This is a genomic window from Streptomyces spororaveus (assembly GCF_016755875.1).
Classification (GTDB): domain Bacteria; phylum Actinomycetota; class Actinomycetes; order Streptomycetales; family Streptomycetaceae; genus Streptomyces; species Streptomyces spororaveus.
Map to the genome: position 1 here is coordinate 5439378 of NZ_BNED01000005.1, position 15466 is coordinate 5454843.

14 protein-coding genes and 2 tRNA genes are annotated in these 15466 nt (G+C 72.2%); 12 read left to right on the top strand and 4 right to left on the bottom strand.

Annotated features, from left to right (window positions below):
* Positions 1 to 41 precede the first annotated feature (41 nt).
* The 3 genes from Sspor_RS26975 to Sspor_RS26985 all read left to right on the top strand — a co-directional run bounded on the left by Sspor_RS26975 (position 42) and on the right by Sspor_RS26985 (position 2236).
* On the top strand, positions 42 to 821 hold the full coding sequence (locus tag Sspor_RS26975; RefSeq protein WP_202201425.1) for an HAD-IIA family hydrolase: 780 nt from the start codon (positions 42 to 44) through the stop codon (positions 819 to 821).
* A 125-nt stretch (positions 822 to 946) separates the two neighbouring features.
* Positions 947 to 1552 carry a hypothetical protein gene (locus tag Sspor_RS26980; protein WP_237404043.1) on the top strand — a complete coding sequence of 202 codons (606 nt, stop codon included), beginning with the start codon at positions 947 to 949 and terminating at the stop codon, positions 1550 to 1552.
* Between the two features lie 15 nt (positions 1553 to 1567).
* Positions 1568 to 2236, top strand: a complete 669-nt coding sequence (locus Sspor_RS26985; protein ID WP_202201426.1) for a class F sortase — start codon at positions 1568 to 1570, stop codon at positions 2234 to 2236.
* A gap of 55 nt (positions 2237 to 2291) precedes the next feature.
* Here the strand turns inward: Sspor_RS26985 and Sspor_RS26990 are convergent.
* A tRNA-Lys gene (locus Sspor_RS26990) sits at positions 2292 to 2365 on the bottom strand.
* Positions 2366 to 2596: 231 nt separating this feature from the next.
* Between Sspor_RS26990 and Sspor_RS26995 the strand changes: the two genes are divergently transcribed.
* The 4 genes from Sspor_RS26995 to Sspor_RS27010 all read left to right on the top strand — a co-directional run bounded on the left by Sspor_RS26995 (position 2597) and on the right by Sspor_RS27010 (position 8488).
* Positions 2597 to 3943 (top strand): peptidoglycan-binding protein, encoded by a 1347-nt coding sequence (locus Sspor_RS26995; protein ID WP_202203892.1) that lies wholly within the window; start codon positions 2597 to 2599, stop codon positions 3941 to 3943.
* Positions 3944 to 3954: 11 nt separating this feature from the next.
* On the top strand, positions 3955 to 5904 hold the full coding sequence (locus tag Sspor_RS41170; RefSeq protein ID WP_272934851.1) for an SPFH domain-containing protein: 1950 nt from the start codon (positions 3955 to 3957) through the stop codon (positions 5902 to 5904).
* Positions 5905 to 6110: 206 nt separating this feature from the next.
* On the top strand, positions 6111 to 6704 hold the full coding sequence (locus Sspor_RS27005; RefSeq protein ID WP_465270538.1) for a lytic polysaccharide monooxygenase auxiliary activity family 9 protein: 594 nt from the start codon (positions 6111 to 6113) through the stop codon (positions 6702 to 6704).
* A 26-nt stretch (positions 6705 to 6730) separates the two neighbouring features.
* On the top strand, positions 6731 to 8488 hold the full coding sequence (locus tag Sspor_RS27010) for an AMP-binding protein (RefSeq protein ID WP_202201428.1): 1758 nt from the start codon (positions 6731 to 6733) through the stop codon (positions 8486 to 8488).
* A gap of 12 nt (positions 8489 to 8500) precedes the next feature.
* Here the strand turns inward: Sspor_RS27010 and Sspor_RS27015 are convergent, their stop codons facing one another.
* Positions 8501 to 9367, bottom strand: coding sequence for a helix-turn-helix domain-containing protein (locus Sspor_RS27015; protein ID WP_202201429.1), 867 nt, complete (start codon positions 9365 to 9367; stop codon positions 8501 to 8503).
* Positions 9368 to 9623: 256 nt separating this feature from the next.
* On the opposite strand from Sspor_RS27015, the gene Sspor_RS27020 reads away from it, so the two are divergent.
* A tRNA-Lys gene (locus tag Sspor_RS27020) sits at positions 9624 to 9697 on the top strand.
* Between the two features lie 101 nt (positions 9698 to 9798).
* On the opposite strand, the gene Sspor_RS27025 is transcribed toward Sspor_RS27020, so the two are convergent.
* On the bottom strand, positions 9799 to 10557 hold the full coding sequence (locus Sspor_RS27025) for an IclR family transcriptional regulator (protein ID WP_030012142.1): 759 nt from the start codon (positions 10555 to 10557) through the stop codon (positions 9799 to 9801).
* A gap of 250 nt (positions 10558 to 10807) precedes the next feature.
* On the opposite strand from Sspor_RS27025, the gene Sspor_RS27030 reads away from it, so the two are divergent.
* Both Sspor_RS27030 and Sspor_RS27035 read left to right on the top strand, forming a co-directional pair.
* Positions 10808 to 11947, top strand: coding sequence for an LLM class flavin-dependent oxidoreductase (locus tag Sspor_RS27030; protein WP_202201430.1), 1140 nt, complete (start codon positions 10808 to 10810; stop codon positions 11945 to 11947).
* A 255-nt stretch (positions 11948 to 12202) separates the two neighbouring features.
* Positions 12203 to 13900 (top strand): glycosyl hydrolase family 18 protein, encoded by a 1698-nt coding sequence (locus Sspor_RS27035; protein ID WP_202201431.1) that lies wholly within the window; start codon positions 12203 to 12205, stop codon positions 13898 to 13900.
* Positions 13901 to 13968: 68 nt separating this feature from the next.
* Here the strand turns inward: Sspor_RS27035 and Sspor_RS27040 are convergent, their stop codons facing one another.
* Positions 13969 to 14121 (bottom strand): hypothetical protein, encoded by a 153-nt coding sequence (locus Sspor_RS27040; RefSeq protein ID WP_202201432.1) that lies wholly within the window; start codon positions 14119 to 14121, stop codon positions 13969 to 13971.
* Positions 14122 to 14306: 185 nt separating this feature from the next.
* Between Sspor_RS27040 and Sspor_RS27045 the strand changes: the two genes are divergently transcribed.
* Both Sspor_RS27045 and Sspor_RS27050 read left to right on the top strand, forming a co-directional pair.
* The gene (locus Sspor_RS27045) at positions 14307 to 15155 is read left to right on the top strand and encodes a helix-turn-helix domain-containing protein (protein ID WP_202201433.1); all 849 of its coding nucleotides are present in this window, start codon (positions 14307 to 14309) and stop codon (positions 15153 to 15155) included.
* Positions 15115 to 15375, top strand: a complete 261-nt coding sequence (locus Sspor_RS27050) for a DUF397 domain-containing protein (protein WP_202201434.1) — start codon at positions 15115 to 15117, stop codon at positions 15373 to 15375. Before Sspor_RS27045 ends, Sspor_RS27050 begins: the two co-directional genes overlap by 41 nt.
* Positions 15376 to 15466: the final 91 nt, after the last annotated feature.

Genomic DNA, 15466 nt, shown 5'->3' on the forward strand with positions numbered 1-15466 from the left:
AGACCAGAGGTCGCAGGTCACCGAGAGCGGAGAACAGTCCAGTGGCAGAGCGCAAGCCGATCGAATCCTGGCTCACCGACATGGACGGGGTCCTCATCCACGAGGGCACCCCGATCCCCGGCGCCGATGCCTTCATCAAGCGGCTGCGCGAGTCCGGCAAGCCCTTCCTGGTGCTGACCAACAACTCGATCTACACCCCCCGCGACCTCCAGGCCCGGCTGCACCGGATGGGCCTCGACGTCCCCGTCGAGAACATCTGGACCTCGGCGCTGGCCACCGCGAAGTTCCTCGACGACCAGCGCCCCGGCGGCACGGCGTACGTCATCGGCGAGGCCGGCCTGACCACGGCCCTCCACGACATCGGCTACATCCTGACCGACCACGAGCCCGACTACGTCGTCCTGGGCGAGACCCGGACGTACAGCTTCGAGGCGATGACCAAGGCGGTCCGCCTGATCAACGCGGGCGCGCGCTTCATCTGCACCAACCCCGACGAGACCGGCCCCTCCACCGAGGGCCCGCTCCCGGCCACCGGCGCCGTCGCCGCGCTGATCACCAAGGCCACCGGCAAGAAGCCGTACTTCGCCGGGAAGCCGAACCCGCTGATGATGCGTACCGGCCTGAACGCCATCGGCGCGCACTCCGAGACCAGCGCGATGATCGGCGACCGGATGGACACCGACGTGCTGGCCGGTCTGGAGGCGGGCATGCAGACCTTCCTCGTCCTCACCGGCCTGACCACCGAGCAGGACACGGAGAAGTTCCCGTTCCGCCCCACCAGGACGGTCGCCTCGATCGCGGACCTGGTCGACCTCGTCTGACGCCGCCCACCGGCGTACGGCCGGACGGGCGTACCGCGTTTGGGGCGTACGGCTGACACGTACGGCGCCGCTCCGGATGCGCGGCGGCGCGCCGCGCGTGAATCTCCTTGTCGAGGAGGTTCACCATGCGCAGTGTTCCGATCGCTGTCCGCGCCACCGCGATGGCCGTCGCCCTGGCGGCATTCTCGGTGGTGACCGCGCCGATCGCCCTCGCGGGCGAGGAGGACCGCGGTGACCGCGGCGACCGCGGCGACCGCGGCAGCGTCACGGTCGACCCGAATCCGGCTCACCCCGGAGCGCAGGTCAAGCTGCGCGTCCAGGGCTGTGACGGCAACCGCGGAGCGGCCAAGTCCGCCGCCTTCGTGTCGGACGTCGACCTCTACGGCCGGGACGGCGGCCGCAGCCCGCTCTACGGCGACGCGATGATCAGCTCGCACGCCTCGCCCGGCTGGCACTCCGTCCGGGTGATGTGCGACGGCCACGAGAAGGTCAGCGGCTCCGTCCAGATCTCCGAGTACCGCCCGTCCCACCACGCCACGCCCGTCTGGCCGGTCCACGCGGGCGGCGGCGGCATGTCCGCCGAGCTCGCGGCGCAGTCGGCCAAGAAGGCCCATGGCACCGGCGGTCCGGGACTGCCGCACACGGTGATCGGCGCCGTCCTCGCCGCGGTCGCCACCCTGGCCGTCGCGGGCCGGGCGCTGGCCCTGCGCCGCCGCCGCAGCGGTGAGTGAGGCCGGTGAAGGCCGGTGAGTGAGGACAAGGGCTCCGCCGGCGGCCGGCTGCTGACCTTCACCGCCTGGGCGGTGCTGGTGCTCGGCCTGTGGCTGTGGGGCCGCCAGCTCACCGTGGCGCCGGCCCCGCCCGCCGGTCAGGCCGGCGGGTCGGTGGGTCCGGGGCTGCCGGCCGCGCACGCCCCGCTTGCCGCGGCCCCGCCCCAGCGCGTCGACGTGCCCTCCATAGGCATCCAGGCTCCGGTGATATCCCGGGACCTGGACAAGGACGGGGCCATCGAGCCGCCCCCGTACGACCAGCCGGGCACGGTGGGCTGGTGGGGCCGGGGAGCCCAGCCGGGAACGGCCGGGACGGCGCTGATGGTGGGGCACGTGGACACCCGGTCCAAGCCGGCGGTGTTCTACGGCCTGAGCACGGCGCAGCCGGGCGACAAGGTACGGGTGGTGCGGACGGACGGTTCGGTCGCCGAGTTCACGGTCGAGGACGTACGGGTCTACGAGCGCGCGGCCTTCGACGCGCACAAGGCCTACGGCCAGCGGGTGCGGGGCCGCGCGGAGCTGCGGCTCGTGACCTGTGGGGGCTCCTACGACAAGGCGGCCAAGGAGTACACGGCGAACGTGGTGGTCTCCGCCTACCTGACGGGCGTGGGAGCCCGCCCGGGCGCGCCCGGTACCGCCGCCTGAGCGGAGAACGAAGAAGCCCCCCGCAGCTTTCGCTGCGAGGGGCTTCCTCCGTCTGTGCGCCGCCAGGGACTCGAACCCCGGACCCGCTGATTAAGAGTCAGCTGCTCTAACCAACTGAGCTAGCGGCGCTTGCTGACAGGGAAAACTCTACCCCACCTCCAGGGGTGCCCGTGACCAGCCACGCCCGCCTTGTCCGATTAACCCATGTTTGACGGGTTTATCGTGCACGATATGTCTGCGCGTGCCGCATCTGATGCTTTATCAGGTGCGGCTCCGGTCGACCAGTGGACCAGTGGACGAGTGGACGAGCAGGGGAGTGGACGGAACCGCATGACGATGCAGCCTCCGACGCATGTGCAGATGCCGATGCCCGGTTTCGAGGAGTACGAGCCCGCGGGCGACTGCGTGTGCCGGGGCTGCGCCCAGCGCCGCCGCGCCCTCGCCCGCGCGCGGGCCATACCGCTCCGGGACGGGGGGCACCCGGCCGTACGCGGCGCCCGCCGGGCGCTGGTGCTGGCCACCGCCGCGGGAGTGGTCCTGGGCGGCGGCAGTGCGACCGCGGTGGCCGTGGCCACCCCTGTCCCGGGGCCGGGGCCGGCGGCCCTGGACGACCCGAGCTCCCCGCAGGGTGCCCGGACCCCGCTGCACGGCCCGAAGGGCGGGCCGGTGGGCAAGCCCGGCGCTCCCGCCAAGCCCGGCGCGGTACGGCGGATCGACCGCGCGACGATCATCAACCGGGCGAAGCTGTGGCTGGACGCGGAGGTCCCGTACAGCATGTCCGAGTACTGGACGGACGGGTACCGGCAGGACTGCTCGGGCTACGTCTCCATGGTCTGGAACCTCGGCTCGAACGAATGGACCGGCAGCCTCGACAAGTTCGCCACCAAGATCACCAAGGATGAGCTGCTGCCGGGGGACATGCTCCTCTTCCACAACCCGGCGGACCCCAACAACGGCTCGCACGTGGTCATCTTCGGCGGCTGGGTCGACTCGACGCACACGCACTACGTCGCCTACGAGCAGACGCGCCCGAACACGCGGAAGCTGGCCACGCCCTACGGGTACTGGAGCAACGCGACGAAGTACGTCCCGTACCGGTTCAACGGGGTGCCCGCCGGCATCCTGCCGGAAGCCCCGGACGCCCAGCCGCCGGCGGGCTCCAAGCCGGGGGACGCGACGGTCTTCCCCGGCGCGGACAAGTTCGGCCCCGGCGCCACCAACGACCATGTGGCCCAGCTCGGCCGGATGCTGATCGAGCGCGGCGCGTACCGGTTCTACCCCAAGGGGGTGGCCGACCGGACGTGGAGCGACCACGACAAGCTCGCCACCGCCGCCTTCCAGCGCGCGCAGGGCTGGACGGGCGCGGACGCCGACGGCATTCCGGGCGCGCACACCTGGAAGCTGCTCGTCGAGAAGCAGGGCAAGAACATCCCGCCGACGGTCGCTGCCGCGCCGGGACCGGGCGGCGTACGGGCCTACCCGGGCGCCGCGGTGTTCCGCGCGGGCCCGTCGCACGAGGCCATCAGGGCCCTCGGCCGTCAGCTGGTGAAGAAGGGCTTCGGCAAGTACTACACATCCGGTCCGGGCCTGCGCTGGAGCGAGGCCGACCGCCGCAACGTCGAGGCCTTCCAGCGCGCGCAGGGCTGGACCGGGGCCTCGGCCAACGGCTACCCGGGCCCGGAAACCTGGCGCCGGCTGTTCGCATGACGGAGGTAACGATGTTCCCCACGCGCACCACTTCGACGACGGGCACCCTCCGCGTGCCGCCGGCGGCCGCTCCGGCGGCGGTCCGGGCGGACCCCACACCCGCGCCCGCCTCCGCCCCGGCGCCGGAGCCCGCTTCCGCACCCGCGCCCCGTTCCGTGGGGGCCGCGCAGCCGGTGCCGACGCCCGCCCCTGCCCCGGCCCCCGTCCCCGCGCCGGATCCGATGCCCGTGCCCGTCCCGGAGCCCGCTTCCGCGCCTCATTCCGAGTGGGCCGCGCAGCCGGTGCCCGCGCCCGCACTGGAGCCGGTGCACGCGGCCGTGGCCGTCGCGGTGCCGCGCGAGGCCGTCCCGCCGGGCCCGCCGCCGGCCCTGGTGGGCAGCCCGGCCGCGGCGGAGCACGCCGTCGCCGCCGAGACCTCGTTCGGCTGGGCCGCGGCGCCGCCCGCCCGCCCGGCGCCCGAGCCGCCGCACGGCTGGGAGGTGCCGGCGGCCCGGGCCCACCCGTACGACGAGGGGGACCAGGGCGCCACCGACCCGGCGGCCGCCGTGAGCCTGGACATCCCGCACCCGCAGGACGCGGAGCCCCCCGCCGGGGTGGCCACCCTGCGCCTGCGGACCGCCGGGGCCGGGGCCGAGGCCGAAGCGGTGGCCGAGCCCGAGCCCGCTCCCGTGGACGCGGCGCCGCCGCCGCACTTCGGCATCCCCGAGCCCGAACCGATGGCCGCCTTCGAGCCCGAGCCCGAGCCCGAGCCCGAATCAGGGCCCGAGCCCGCGGCACCGCACTCCGGTATCCCCGGGCCCGGACCGGTCGAGATCGTCGCCCAGGCGGTGGCCCGCGGCCTGGACGAGGGCGCCGCCGCGCCGGACCTGCCGCGCCCCGGAGCCGCCCAGCGGGGCGCGTCGGTCACGCAGGTGCCGGTGCACCTCCCGTTCCGCGGTACGCAGCAGCTTCCGGCGGCCCCCGCCCCCGCCCCGGCCCCCGCATCCGCGGCCACCGCGCCCGCATCCGCGGCCACCGCGCCCGCCGCCCGTGCCCCGCGCCCCGCCCCCGGCCGCCGGGTCCCGCGCGGCGACGACCGGCTCCGGGAGCACCGCGGCCCGGTGCTGCCCGGCTGGGTCGGCGTGGCCGTCGGCGGGATCGCCCTCGCCGGCTGCGTGGCCGTGCTCTGGCGGGCCGGGGTCGTCCCCGCCCCCTTCGTGGCGGCTTTCGGCGCGGCCCCCCGCGCCTACCACGGCCTGCGCGCCACCCACTGGCCGCCGCTCGCCTTCCTCGGCATCGTCGCCCTCGTGTCGCTCGGCGGACTCGGCCGGTCCCGCACCGGCCACGCCTGGGTGCTCACCCTCTTCGGCCGCTACCGCGGCACGGTCCGGCGTACCGGCCTGACCTGGGTGAGTCCCCTGCTCCTGCGCCGCCGGATCGACGTACGCTTGCGGCACTGGCGCAGCGACCCGATGCCCGCCGTGGACTCGGGCGGCCTCGCCCTCCAGGTCGTGGTCCAGGTCGTCTGGCAGGTCAGGGACACCGCACGCGCCACCCTCGCCGTCGAGGACCACACGGAGTACCTCGCCGAGCAGGTCGAATCGGCGATGGCCCGCGTGCTGTCGCAGCTGCCCGCCGACGCCTTCCACGAGGACGCCCCGACCCTGCGCGACGCCGAGGCGGTCGGTGACGCGCTGACCCGGATGCTGGCGGCCGAGACCGAGGCGGTCGGGATCGAGGTGTTCTCGGCCCAGCCGACGCGGATCGAGTACGCGGCCGAGGTGGCCGAGGCCATGCGCCGCCGCAGGGTCGCGGCGATCGACGCCAAGCACCGGGACACCGTGCTGACCTCGGTCGTGGACGCCGTGGACGACACCGTCCACCGGCTGACCTCCCGTGGGCTGGTCGAGCTCGACGACTACGAGCGCAAGGCGCTGGTGAAGGACCTCACGGTCGCCTTCTACACGGGCCGCGCCGAGTAGGGGGTCCGGCGGGGCCGGGAGCGCGGGAGCGCGGGAGAACGGGTGGCCGGAAGGTAACGGACCACCCGTTTTCCCATTGGTATGGACATGGCCAACTCTCGTCAATAATCTGGGACTTGGTCTAGACCTAATCCCCACACGCGCGCGCTCTCACCGAACTCCCCCCACGTTCAAGGAGCATCATGCGTCCCATCCGCATGCCCGGAATCCCCAGGCGGGCCGGCGTCGCCGCGCTCGGCCTCGGCCTCGTCGCCGGGATCACCCTCGTCAGCGCCCCCACCGCCAGCAGCCACGGCTACACCGACACCCCGATCAGCCGCCAGAAGCTCTGCGCCAACCGGACCGTCTCCGACTGCGGCGCGATCCAGTGGGAACCGCAGAGCGTCGAGGGCTTCAAGGGGTTCCCGGCGGCCGGTCCCGCCGACGGCAAGATATGTTCCGGCGGGCTCTCCCAGTTCTCCGAGCTCGACAACCCGCGCGGCGGCACCTGGCCCACCACCAAGGTGACCAGCGGGCAGAGCTACTCCTTCCGGTGGCAGTTCACCGCCAACCACTCCACCACCGACTTCAAGTACTACGTCACCAAGGACGGCTGGACCGGCACCAAGGCCCTCACCCGCGCCGACCTCGAACCCCAGCCCTTCCTCGCCGTCGCCTACAACGGCGCCCGCCCCGCCATGACCACCGTCCACCAGGGCGCCATGCCGAGCGGGAAGACCGGCCGGCACCTGATCCTGGCCGTCTGGACCGTCAACGACACCCCGATGGCCTTCTACGCCTGCTCCGACGTTCAATTCTGACGATACGTCAGCTACCCTCCGGCGGCATGCGGACGACGACTGCACCCGAAACCGTCGCGGATCTCATAGCGCGCCAATGGGGCGAGCACCGGCCCGGGCTGATGTACGAGGACGACGCCGAACGGCACGTCCTCACCCGTCACCGGACCGCCCAGGAGGCCGCCGCGCGCGCCGCGCTCCTCGTCGACCTCATGCCCCCGGGGGCCGAGCCGCACCTCGGGGTCCTGCTCGACAACACGCCCGAGTTCCCGTTCTGGCTCGGCGCGGCGGCCCTCGCCGGGGCCGCCGTCGCCGGGATCAACCCCACCCGGCGCGGCCCCGAGCTGGCCCGCGACATCCTGCACACCGACTGCCGGATCCTGGTCACCGAGCGCGCCCACCTGCCGCTGCTGCGCGGCCTCGACCTGCCCGGCGTACGCATCCTGGTCACCGGCACCGAGGAGTACGAGGCCCTGCTCGCCCCCTACGCGGCCGCCAAGCCCGGCGAGGCCGCACTGCGGACCCCCGGCCCGGATTCCCGCCTCCTCCTCTACTTCACCTCCGGCTCCACCGGCGCCCCCAAGGCCGCCATCTGCAGCCAGGGCCGCCTCGCGGCCGCCGGAGCCGCGCTGGCCCGCCAGTTCACCGTCACCCCGGACGACGTCCACTACATCTGCATGCCGCTCTTCCACGGCAACGCCGTCATCGCCGACTGGCTGCCGGCGCTCGTCGGAGGGGCCCCGGTGGCGCTGCGCCGCCGCTTCTCGGCCTCCGCGTTCCTGGACGACGTACGGGCCTACGGGGCCACGTACTTCACCTACGTCGGGCGGGCGATCCAGTACCTCCTGGCCACCGAACCCCGCCCCGACGACCGCTCCCACCCCCTGCGGCTCGGCTTCGGCACCGAGGCCGGGGCGGTGGACGCGGCCCGCTTCGCCGAGCGCTTCGGCGTCCGGCTGGTGGAGGGCTACGGAGCCACCGAGGGCGGCGCCTCCGTCCAGCGCACCCCGGACACCCCGCCGGGCGCCCTGGGCCGGGCGGGCGCGGGCGACGACCTGGCGGTGATCGACCCGGCCACCGGCGCGGAATGCCCGCCCGCCGTCCTCGACCCCGACGGGCGCCTGCTCAACGGATCGGCGGCGATCGGCGAACTGGTCAACCGGGGCCGGAGCCTCTTCGAGGGCTACTGGCGCAACCCCGGCGCGGAGGCCGACCGCACCCGCGACGGCTGGTACTGGACGGGGGACCTCTTCTTCCGCGACGAGGCGGGCTACCTCTACTTCGCGGGCCGCACCGACGACCGGCTGCGCGTCGACAGCGAGAACCTCGCCGCGGCGGTGATCGAGAACATCCTGGCCCGCTGGGAGGGCGCGGCGGCGGTCGCCGTCTACGCCGTCCCGGACGAGGTGGCGGGAGACCAGGTCATGGCGGCCCTCGCCCTCCGGGAGGGCGCGGCCTTCGACCCGGCCGCCTTCGCGGCCTTCCTCTCCCTCCAGCAGGACCTCGGCACGAAGATGGCCCCGCGCTACGTCCGCGTCGTCACGGCCATGCCGACCACGGCGACGAACAAGATCCACCGGGTCTCCCTCCGCCGCGAGGGCTTCCACTGCGACGACCCGGTCTGGCACCGCACCCCGGCCGGGTGCTACCGCCCCCTGGACGAAGCCGCCCTGGCCGCCCTCCTCGCGACCTACGAGGCCCAGGGCCGCTCCGGCCTGCTGCGACGTCCGGGGACACCCCCCGCCCGGAACGACCGGCCGGGCGCCGGGGACGCCGGGGACGCCGAGGCCGCGAGCGGGACGTGACCCCGTCGGGGCTCAGTCGCCCGCCCGCACCACCGGGATCCACAGCTCCGCGTCCGCGTGCGTGCCGTCCTGCGACACCCGCGTGCGCGAGAGCGACGGACCCGGGCGGCTCCGGTACGGGTTCGACGGGAACCACTGCGTGTACACGTCCCGCCACAGGTACTGGACCGCCAGCGGGAACTCACCCGAGGACTCGAACACCGCCCACGTCCCCGGCGCGACGTCGAGGCTCTCCGAAGCCCCCGGCACGTCCTCGTCGCTCGTCACCCCGTGGAAGTAGTCGAGTTCGGTGCCTTCGGCGTCCTGCGCGGAGTGGTTGCCGACCACGGCCAGGACACCGCCCGGCTCCCCGGACGCGCATGCCTCCCACCGCTCCAGCGTCTCCCTGCCGATGCTTTTGACGAACTCCACGATGGCCGGGTTCATCCCCTCGTAGACCAGCGGGACCCGTGTCCCCCTGCCCACGAGCCTGAAACCGTCCTTCTCCACCACCCGGTAGCGCATGCTGCTTCTCCCTTCGACGATCAACCGGAAGGACATCCGGGGCTGGGAGTGCAGCGCCGCACCCGTCCGCCGCGCCTCGCCGGGGCCGACCCCGTGCATGGCGCGAAAAGCCCGCGCGAACGCCTCGCCCGAGCCGTACCCGTACCGCACCGCGACATCGAGCAGCGTCCGCCGCCCGGCGAGCACCTCGGCCCCCGCGAGCGTCAGCCGCCGTCGGCGGACGTACTCGGAGAGCGGGATGCCCGCCAGTGCGGAGAACATCCGCCGGAAGTGGTACTCCGACGTCATGGCGATACGCGCCAGCTCAGCGGTGTCGACGGGCTCGTCGAGGTGCTCCTCGATGTGGTCCATGGCCTGATTCAGCCGCTCCAGCACGTGTGGCCGTCCTTCCCTTGCCGATCTCCACGCTAGGGAGGTTCCACTGTGCCGGACCCGACTTCCTGTGCCCGGTGCGGTCGGGTCGCCCCGCACGTCCCCGCACGTCCCCGCGGGGCCGCGCGCCGCGCGGGGGTAGGCCGGCGCCGCCCTCGGCCGCGCCCTGCCCGCTCCCCGCGAGCGGCTCTCCGCGTACCTCCGCGGGCCATGGTTTTGAGCACCCCTGAGGACCGGGTAGTATTTTCTCTGTCAGCAGGCGCCGCTAGCTCAGTTGGTTAGAGCAGCTGACTCTTAATCAGCGGGTCCGGGGTTCGAGTCCCTGGCGGCGCACCTGTCCTTCGGGCGGTTTCCGGTCTCACCGGCAACCGCCCGAAGTGTTTTCCGGGCCCGTCGGCGTCACTGGCGTCACCGGCGCCGTCCGCTCTCCCACCTCACAGCGTGAGCGACAGCAGCAGCGGCGCGGCCTTCCGGTTCAGGGTGTCCGCAGCGGCCCGAAGCCGGTGCGCGTGCTCGACCGGCATCGACAGGGCCAGGCAGCCCACCGAGGCCCCGGCTGTGATCGGCACCGCCGCGCAGACCGTGCCCACGGCGTATTCCTGCAGGTCCAGCATGGGTACGGTGGCGGGCTGGGCGTCCAGCTTCGAGAACAGGATCCGCTCGTTCACGATCGTCTTCGACGTGAGCCGGGCGATCTTGTGCCGGGACAGGTGGTCACGCCGCCCGTTCAGGTCGAGCTGCGTCAGCAGACACTTGCCGACCGCACTGGCGTGCGCGGCGGAGCGGAAGTCGACCCACTCGTGCACCTTCGGGGTGCGGGGACTGTCCGCGAACTGTGTGATCCTGACCTCGCCGTCCACGTACCGGCTGATGTACACGGCCGCGCCGACCGAGTCGCGCAGCCGGTCCAGGGTCTCCTGGAGCTTGTCGGTCAGCGCCTGCTGCCGGTCGATGCCGGAGCCGAGCAGGACGAGGGAATCCCCTATGGCGTAGGCGCCGTCGGACACCTGCAGGACATATCCCTCCCGGCGCAGCATGAGCAGCATCGGAGCGAGATGGGCTGCGGGCAGGCCGGTCTCACGCGCGATCTGCACGTCCGTCACACCACCGGTGTGACGCGCGATCGTTTCGAGTACGCGCAGTGCGTACTGCACCGAGTGGAACGGCGCGGTCGGCTCGGGCTTCAGCGCCACGGTTTCCCCCTAGCAGGTTGTTACCGCTTGCCCTACCACGATAGCCATCAAGAGGCGCATGTGGAGCGCCTGTTGGAGAGATTGCTGGCTCAATCATGACTGTCTGCCTGGATCTACTCCACTGGCATATGCCAGTGGCATGCGCGCCACCCCGATCCACCGGGAATGCGCGGCGGCCGCCCACGGTTCGAAGTCTTCGTACGGTGTCGCACTGATGTCGTACGCACGGGAGAACGAAACGGGAGCGACGATGAGTGACGCAGGGGACGACGTACAGGGCGGCGCGAGCGGGGGCGGCGGGGCGAACCGGAACGTGAACGGGATCCGCGCCACCGCCCGGGGCCGGGCGACCGTACCGCTCTCCGTCCTGGACCTCGTCACGGTCGGTGCCGGCAGCACCGCCCACGCCTCCCTCCGTACGAGCGTCGAGATCGCCCGCCTCGCCGAGTCCCGCGGCTACCACCGCCACTGGGTCGCCGAGCACCACTCCATGCCCGGCGTCGCCAGCTCCTCGCCCGCCGTGATCCTGGCGCACCTCGCCGCGCACACCTCCCGCATCCGGCTCGGTTCCGGCGGGGTCATGCTGCCCAACCACGCCCCGCTCGCCGTCGCCGAGCAGTTCGGCACCCTGGAGGCGCTCGCCCCGGGCCGGATCGACCTCGGACTCGGCCGCGCCCCGGGCACCGACGGCCGCACCGCCGCGGCGCTGCGCGGACCCGGGCGCCTCGACGAGGCCGCGGACGAGTTCCCCCGAAGGCTCGCGGAGCTCACCCGCTTCCTCGACGACGACTTCCCCGACGGGCATCCGTACGCCCGCGTGCACGCCGTACCGGGCCCGGTCCAGGGCCCCACCGGCCGGCCGCCGCTGTGGCTGCTCGGCTCCTCCGGCTTCAGCGCCCGCCTCGCGGGCGAACTCGGCCTGCCCTTCGCCTACGCCCACCACTTCTCGGCGGCGGGCACCCTGCCCGCGCTCGACCTCTACCGCCGGAGCTTCCGCCCCTCGGCCGTCCTCGACGCCCCCTACGCCGTCATCGGCGTCTCGGCGCTCGCCGCCGACACCGAGGCGCAGGCCCGCGCCCAGGTGCTGACGGGGGCGCTGTCGATGCTGCGCCTGCGCACCGGACGGCCCGGCCTGATCCCGACACCGGAGGAAGCGGCGGCGTACGACTTCGCCCCGCAGGAGCGGGAGTTCGTGGACGGCTGGCTCGCGAACGTCGTCCACGGCACGTCCGACGAGGTCCGCACCGGGCTGGACGATCTGGCGAAGCTGACGGGCGCGGACGAGCTGATGCTCACCGCCAACGCCCACAGCGGGGCGGCCCGGTTGCGCTCCTACGAGCTCGTCGCGGATGCGTACGGCATGCCGGTGGAGGCGCCCCCCGCCGATTGACGGTGTGCGAACGGCGTTTGGCTGGTTTGTTGCCGAAACCTTGCGCGGAGCTGCCTGAAGGCAGCCTTAAACCGCTCGTCACCCGGGGTGGCGAGCGGTTTCTGGTGTGCGCTCAAGTCTCTGACTTGGGGAAATAGCGCGGGAGTGGTCTAGTCCTTCTTTGGTCCGAACCATTGACGCGGGGGTGGAGTGATCGCTATCACTTCTCTCACCCGAACCGCTTGATCTCCCCTCCCACCCCCACGGAGACAGCTCATGCACATCCGTAAACCTCTCATCGCTGCCGCCGCCACGGCCGCGCTGGCCGCCGGAGCGCTGGCCTCCTTCGCGGGACTCGGCACCGCCCAGGCCGCCGACGCCTCGGCCGGCGCCGCGGCGGGCGGCGTCCGTATCGCCTACTACGACCAGTGGAGCGTGTACGGCAACGCCTTCTACCCCAAGCACCTCGACACGCGTGGCATAGCGGGCAAGCTGGACGTCATCAACTACTCGTTCGGCAACATCCACCCCACCAACCTCACCTGTTTCGAGGCGAACAAGGCGGCGGGCGACGACAACAACCCCAACGCCGGGGACGGCGCGGGCGACTCGTACGCCGACTACCAGAAGTCCTTCAGCGCCGCGGACAGCGTCAGCGGGGTCGCCGACAAGTGGGACCAGCCGATCGTCGGCGTCTTCAACCAGTTCAAGCAGCTGAAGGCCAAGTACCCCCACCTGAAGATCAACATCTCGCTGGGCGGCTGGACCTACTCCAAGTACTTCAGCGACGCGGCGAAGACCGACGCCTCCCGCAAGAAGCTCGTCTCCTCCTGCATCGACCAGTACATCAAGGGCAACCTCCCGGTCGAGGGCGGTTACGGCGGCCAGGGCGTCGCGGCCGGCATCTTCGACGGCATCGACATCGACTGGGAGTACCCGGGCTCGTCCGGCGGCCACCTCGGCAACCACTACGCCCCCGAGGACAAGCAGAACTTCACGCTCCTGCTCAAGGAGTTCCGCGAGCAGCTCGACGCCTACGGCCAGGCCAACGGCGGCAAGAAGTACATGCTGACCTCGGCGCTCCCGGCCGGCCAGGACAAGATCAAGTACATCGAGACGGACAAGATCGGCGCGTACCTCGACTACGCGAACATCATGACGTACGACATGCACGGCGCCTGGGACAGTGACGGCCCGACGTACCACCAGTCCCCGCTGTACTCCCCGGCGGGCGACCCGACCGACCCGATCGCGCCGGGCACCCAGAAGTACAGCATCGACAACGCGATCGACTCCTGGATCGACGGCAACCCGGCCTACGGCATCACCGGCGGCTTCCCCGCCAACAAGCTGACGCTGGGCTACGAGTTCTACTACCGCGGCTGGAAGGGCGTCCCCGCCGGGGCGAACAACGGCCTCGCCCAGTCCGCGACCGGCGCCTCCGGTGCCCGGCCCACCAGCCAGCAGGCCGGTATCGCCAACTACAAGGAGCTCGGCGGCCTCGTCGACAACGCCGCGACCAGCTTCTGGGACGACCAGGCCAAGGCCTCGTACTTCTACAAGGACGGCGAGTTCTTCACCGGCCTCAACCAGAAGTCCATCCAGGCCCGGGTCGACTACGGCAAGCAGCGCGGCCTGGCCGGCGCGATGATGTACTCCCTGCTCGGCCTGGACAACAACACCACGCTGCTGAACCAGATCTCGGACGCCCTCGGCGGCACCACCGTCCCGCCGACCACCCCGCCGACGACGCCTCCGACCACTCCGCCCACGACCCCGCCCACCACGCCCCCGACCACCCCGCCGACCACGGGCTGCGGCTCGACCCCGGCGTACGTCGCGGGCACGGTCTACACCGGTGGCAACGAGGTCTCCCACAACGGCCGCAAGTACAAGGCCCAGTGGTGGACGCAGAACGAGACGCCGGGCACCACGGGTGAGTGGGGTGTCTGGAAGGACCTCGGCGCCTGCTGATCTCCCCCCACCCCGCGCCGAGCGACACCTCCGCCCCGCCCCCTCGCCCGGGGCGGGGCGGAGGCGTTTCACCCGGGCGCAACCCGCCCTTCGGCCTCGTGGCGGTGCACCTGCCCGATGACGCCGTGCAGCAGGGTGCGTGCGCGGGCGATCTCGCCGGTGGGGATGCCGGCGGTCAGCACGCGGCGACCGTCCGCCCCGAGGCCGGCGGCTTTCCCCACCTCGCCGAGGCCCTCCGCGCGGACCTGTACCTACTACGGAGCCGACGGCGACAGCTACGTCGAGGCCTACCCGGCGGTCGAGGTCCGGATCTGACGATTCCGACCCCGGAGCGTAGGGGAGTCGTTACGCTCGGCCGCAGGCCGAATCCGGCCCCGACCCGCGTTTGCATGGGGGTGACCGTCCCTTGGTCCAGGCCCGCGACATCGATCCCAGCGCCTCGCCGCTGGACTACTACAGCTACGAGCTGCGCCGGCTGAGGGAAGAAGCGGGCCTGAAACAGGCACAGCTCGGCGCGATCATCTTCTGCACGGGCTCCCTGATCGGCATGATCGAGAACGGCAAGCGGGTCCCGACGCGCGACTTCTCGGAACGGGTGGACGCGGCCCTCGGCACGGACGGGCACTTCTCCCGCCTGGTGGGCCTGGTCCTGCGGAGCGTGCTCCCCACGTGGTTCCAGGCTTTCGCCGAGATGGAGGCCCGGGCGACGTTCATTTCCACGTTCCAGGCGCAGGTGGTCTACGGGCTACTGCAGACGGAGGCGTATGCGAAGGCTCTGGTGAGCGTGGAGTTTCCCGACCGCGCTGACGAGATCGCGGCGGCCCGAATGGAGCGTCAGCGCATCCTGATGCGTGAGGAGCCACCGGTGCTGCTGGTGGTGCTGGATGAGGCGCTGCTGCACCGAAACGTCGGCGGCCGTGAGGTCATGCGCAACCAGCTGGCCCACCTCTTGAGCTTTGCCGACAGGCCGTGGGTGCAGATTCAGGTGATGCCCTTCTCCGTCGGTGAACACACCGGCATGACGGGATCGTTCACCCTCCTTCGCTTCGATGGCGATCCCGACCTCTTCTACACGGAGAGCTATGACTCAGGGCATATGACGGCCAACGCGAAAGTGATCAAGGAGCGCTCCGTCGGATACGCTCGCTTGCAAGCCGATGCCCTTTCGCCAGCGGCCTCGGCCCTTCTGATCGCGCGCGTAATGGAGGAACGGTATGGGCACCAATCTGAACCTGACGGCCGTGCCGTGGCGTAAGTCGTCGTACAGCAGCACCAACGGCGGCGAGTGCGTCGAGTGCGCCCCGCTCGGCACCGCCGCCTGGCGCAAGGCCTCGTACAGCAGCACCAACGGCGGCGACTGCGTCGAGGTGGCCGCACAGCCCTGCCTGGTCGCCGTCCGCGACTCCAAGAACCCCGAAGGCCCCGCCTTCACCGTCGCCCCCGAGGCATTCACCGCCTTCGTCCGCAGCCTCTGACCGTACGCCGGAGCGGCAGCCCCCTCGGCGGGGGCTGCCGTAGGCGGTCCGCCCCGGCCGGGCAGTGGCCGGGGGCGGACCGCGGTCTCAG

What these genes read in the sequence shown, in the direction of transcription:
- Sspor_RS26980 (WP_237404043.1), top strand. Translation starts at nt 947, where the DNA reads ATGCGCAGTGTTCCGATCGCTGTCCGCGCCACCGCGATGGCCGTCGCC.
- Sspor_RS26995 (WP_202203892.1), top strand. Translation starts at nt 2,597, where the DNA reads ATGCCGATGCCCGGTTTCGAGGAGTACGAGCCCGCGGGCGACTGCGTG.
- Sspor_RS41170 (WP_272934851.1), top strand. Translation starts at nt 3,955, where the DNA reads ATGTTCCCCACGCGCACCACTTCGACGACGGGCACCCTCCGCGTGCCG.
- Sspor_RS27010 (WP_202201428.1), top strand. Translation starts at nt 6,731, where the DNA reads ATGCGGACGACGACTGCACCCGAAACCGTCGCGGATCTCATAGCGCGC.
- Sspor_RS27030 (WP_202201430.1), top strand. Translation starts at nt 10,808, where the DNA reads ATGAGTGACGCAGGGGACGACGTACAGGGCGGCGCGAGCGGGGGCGGC.
- Sspor_RS27035 (WP_202201431.1), top strand. Translation starts at nt 12,203, where the DNA reads ATGCACATCCGTAAACCTCTCATCGCTGCCGCCGCCACGGCCGCGCTG.
- Sspor_RS27050 (WP_202201434.1), top strand. Translation starts at nt 15,115, where the DNA reads ATGGGCACCAATCTGAACCTGACGGCCGTGCCGTGGCGTAAGTCGTCG.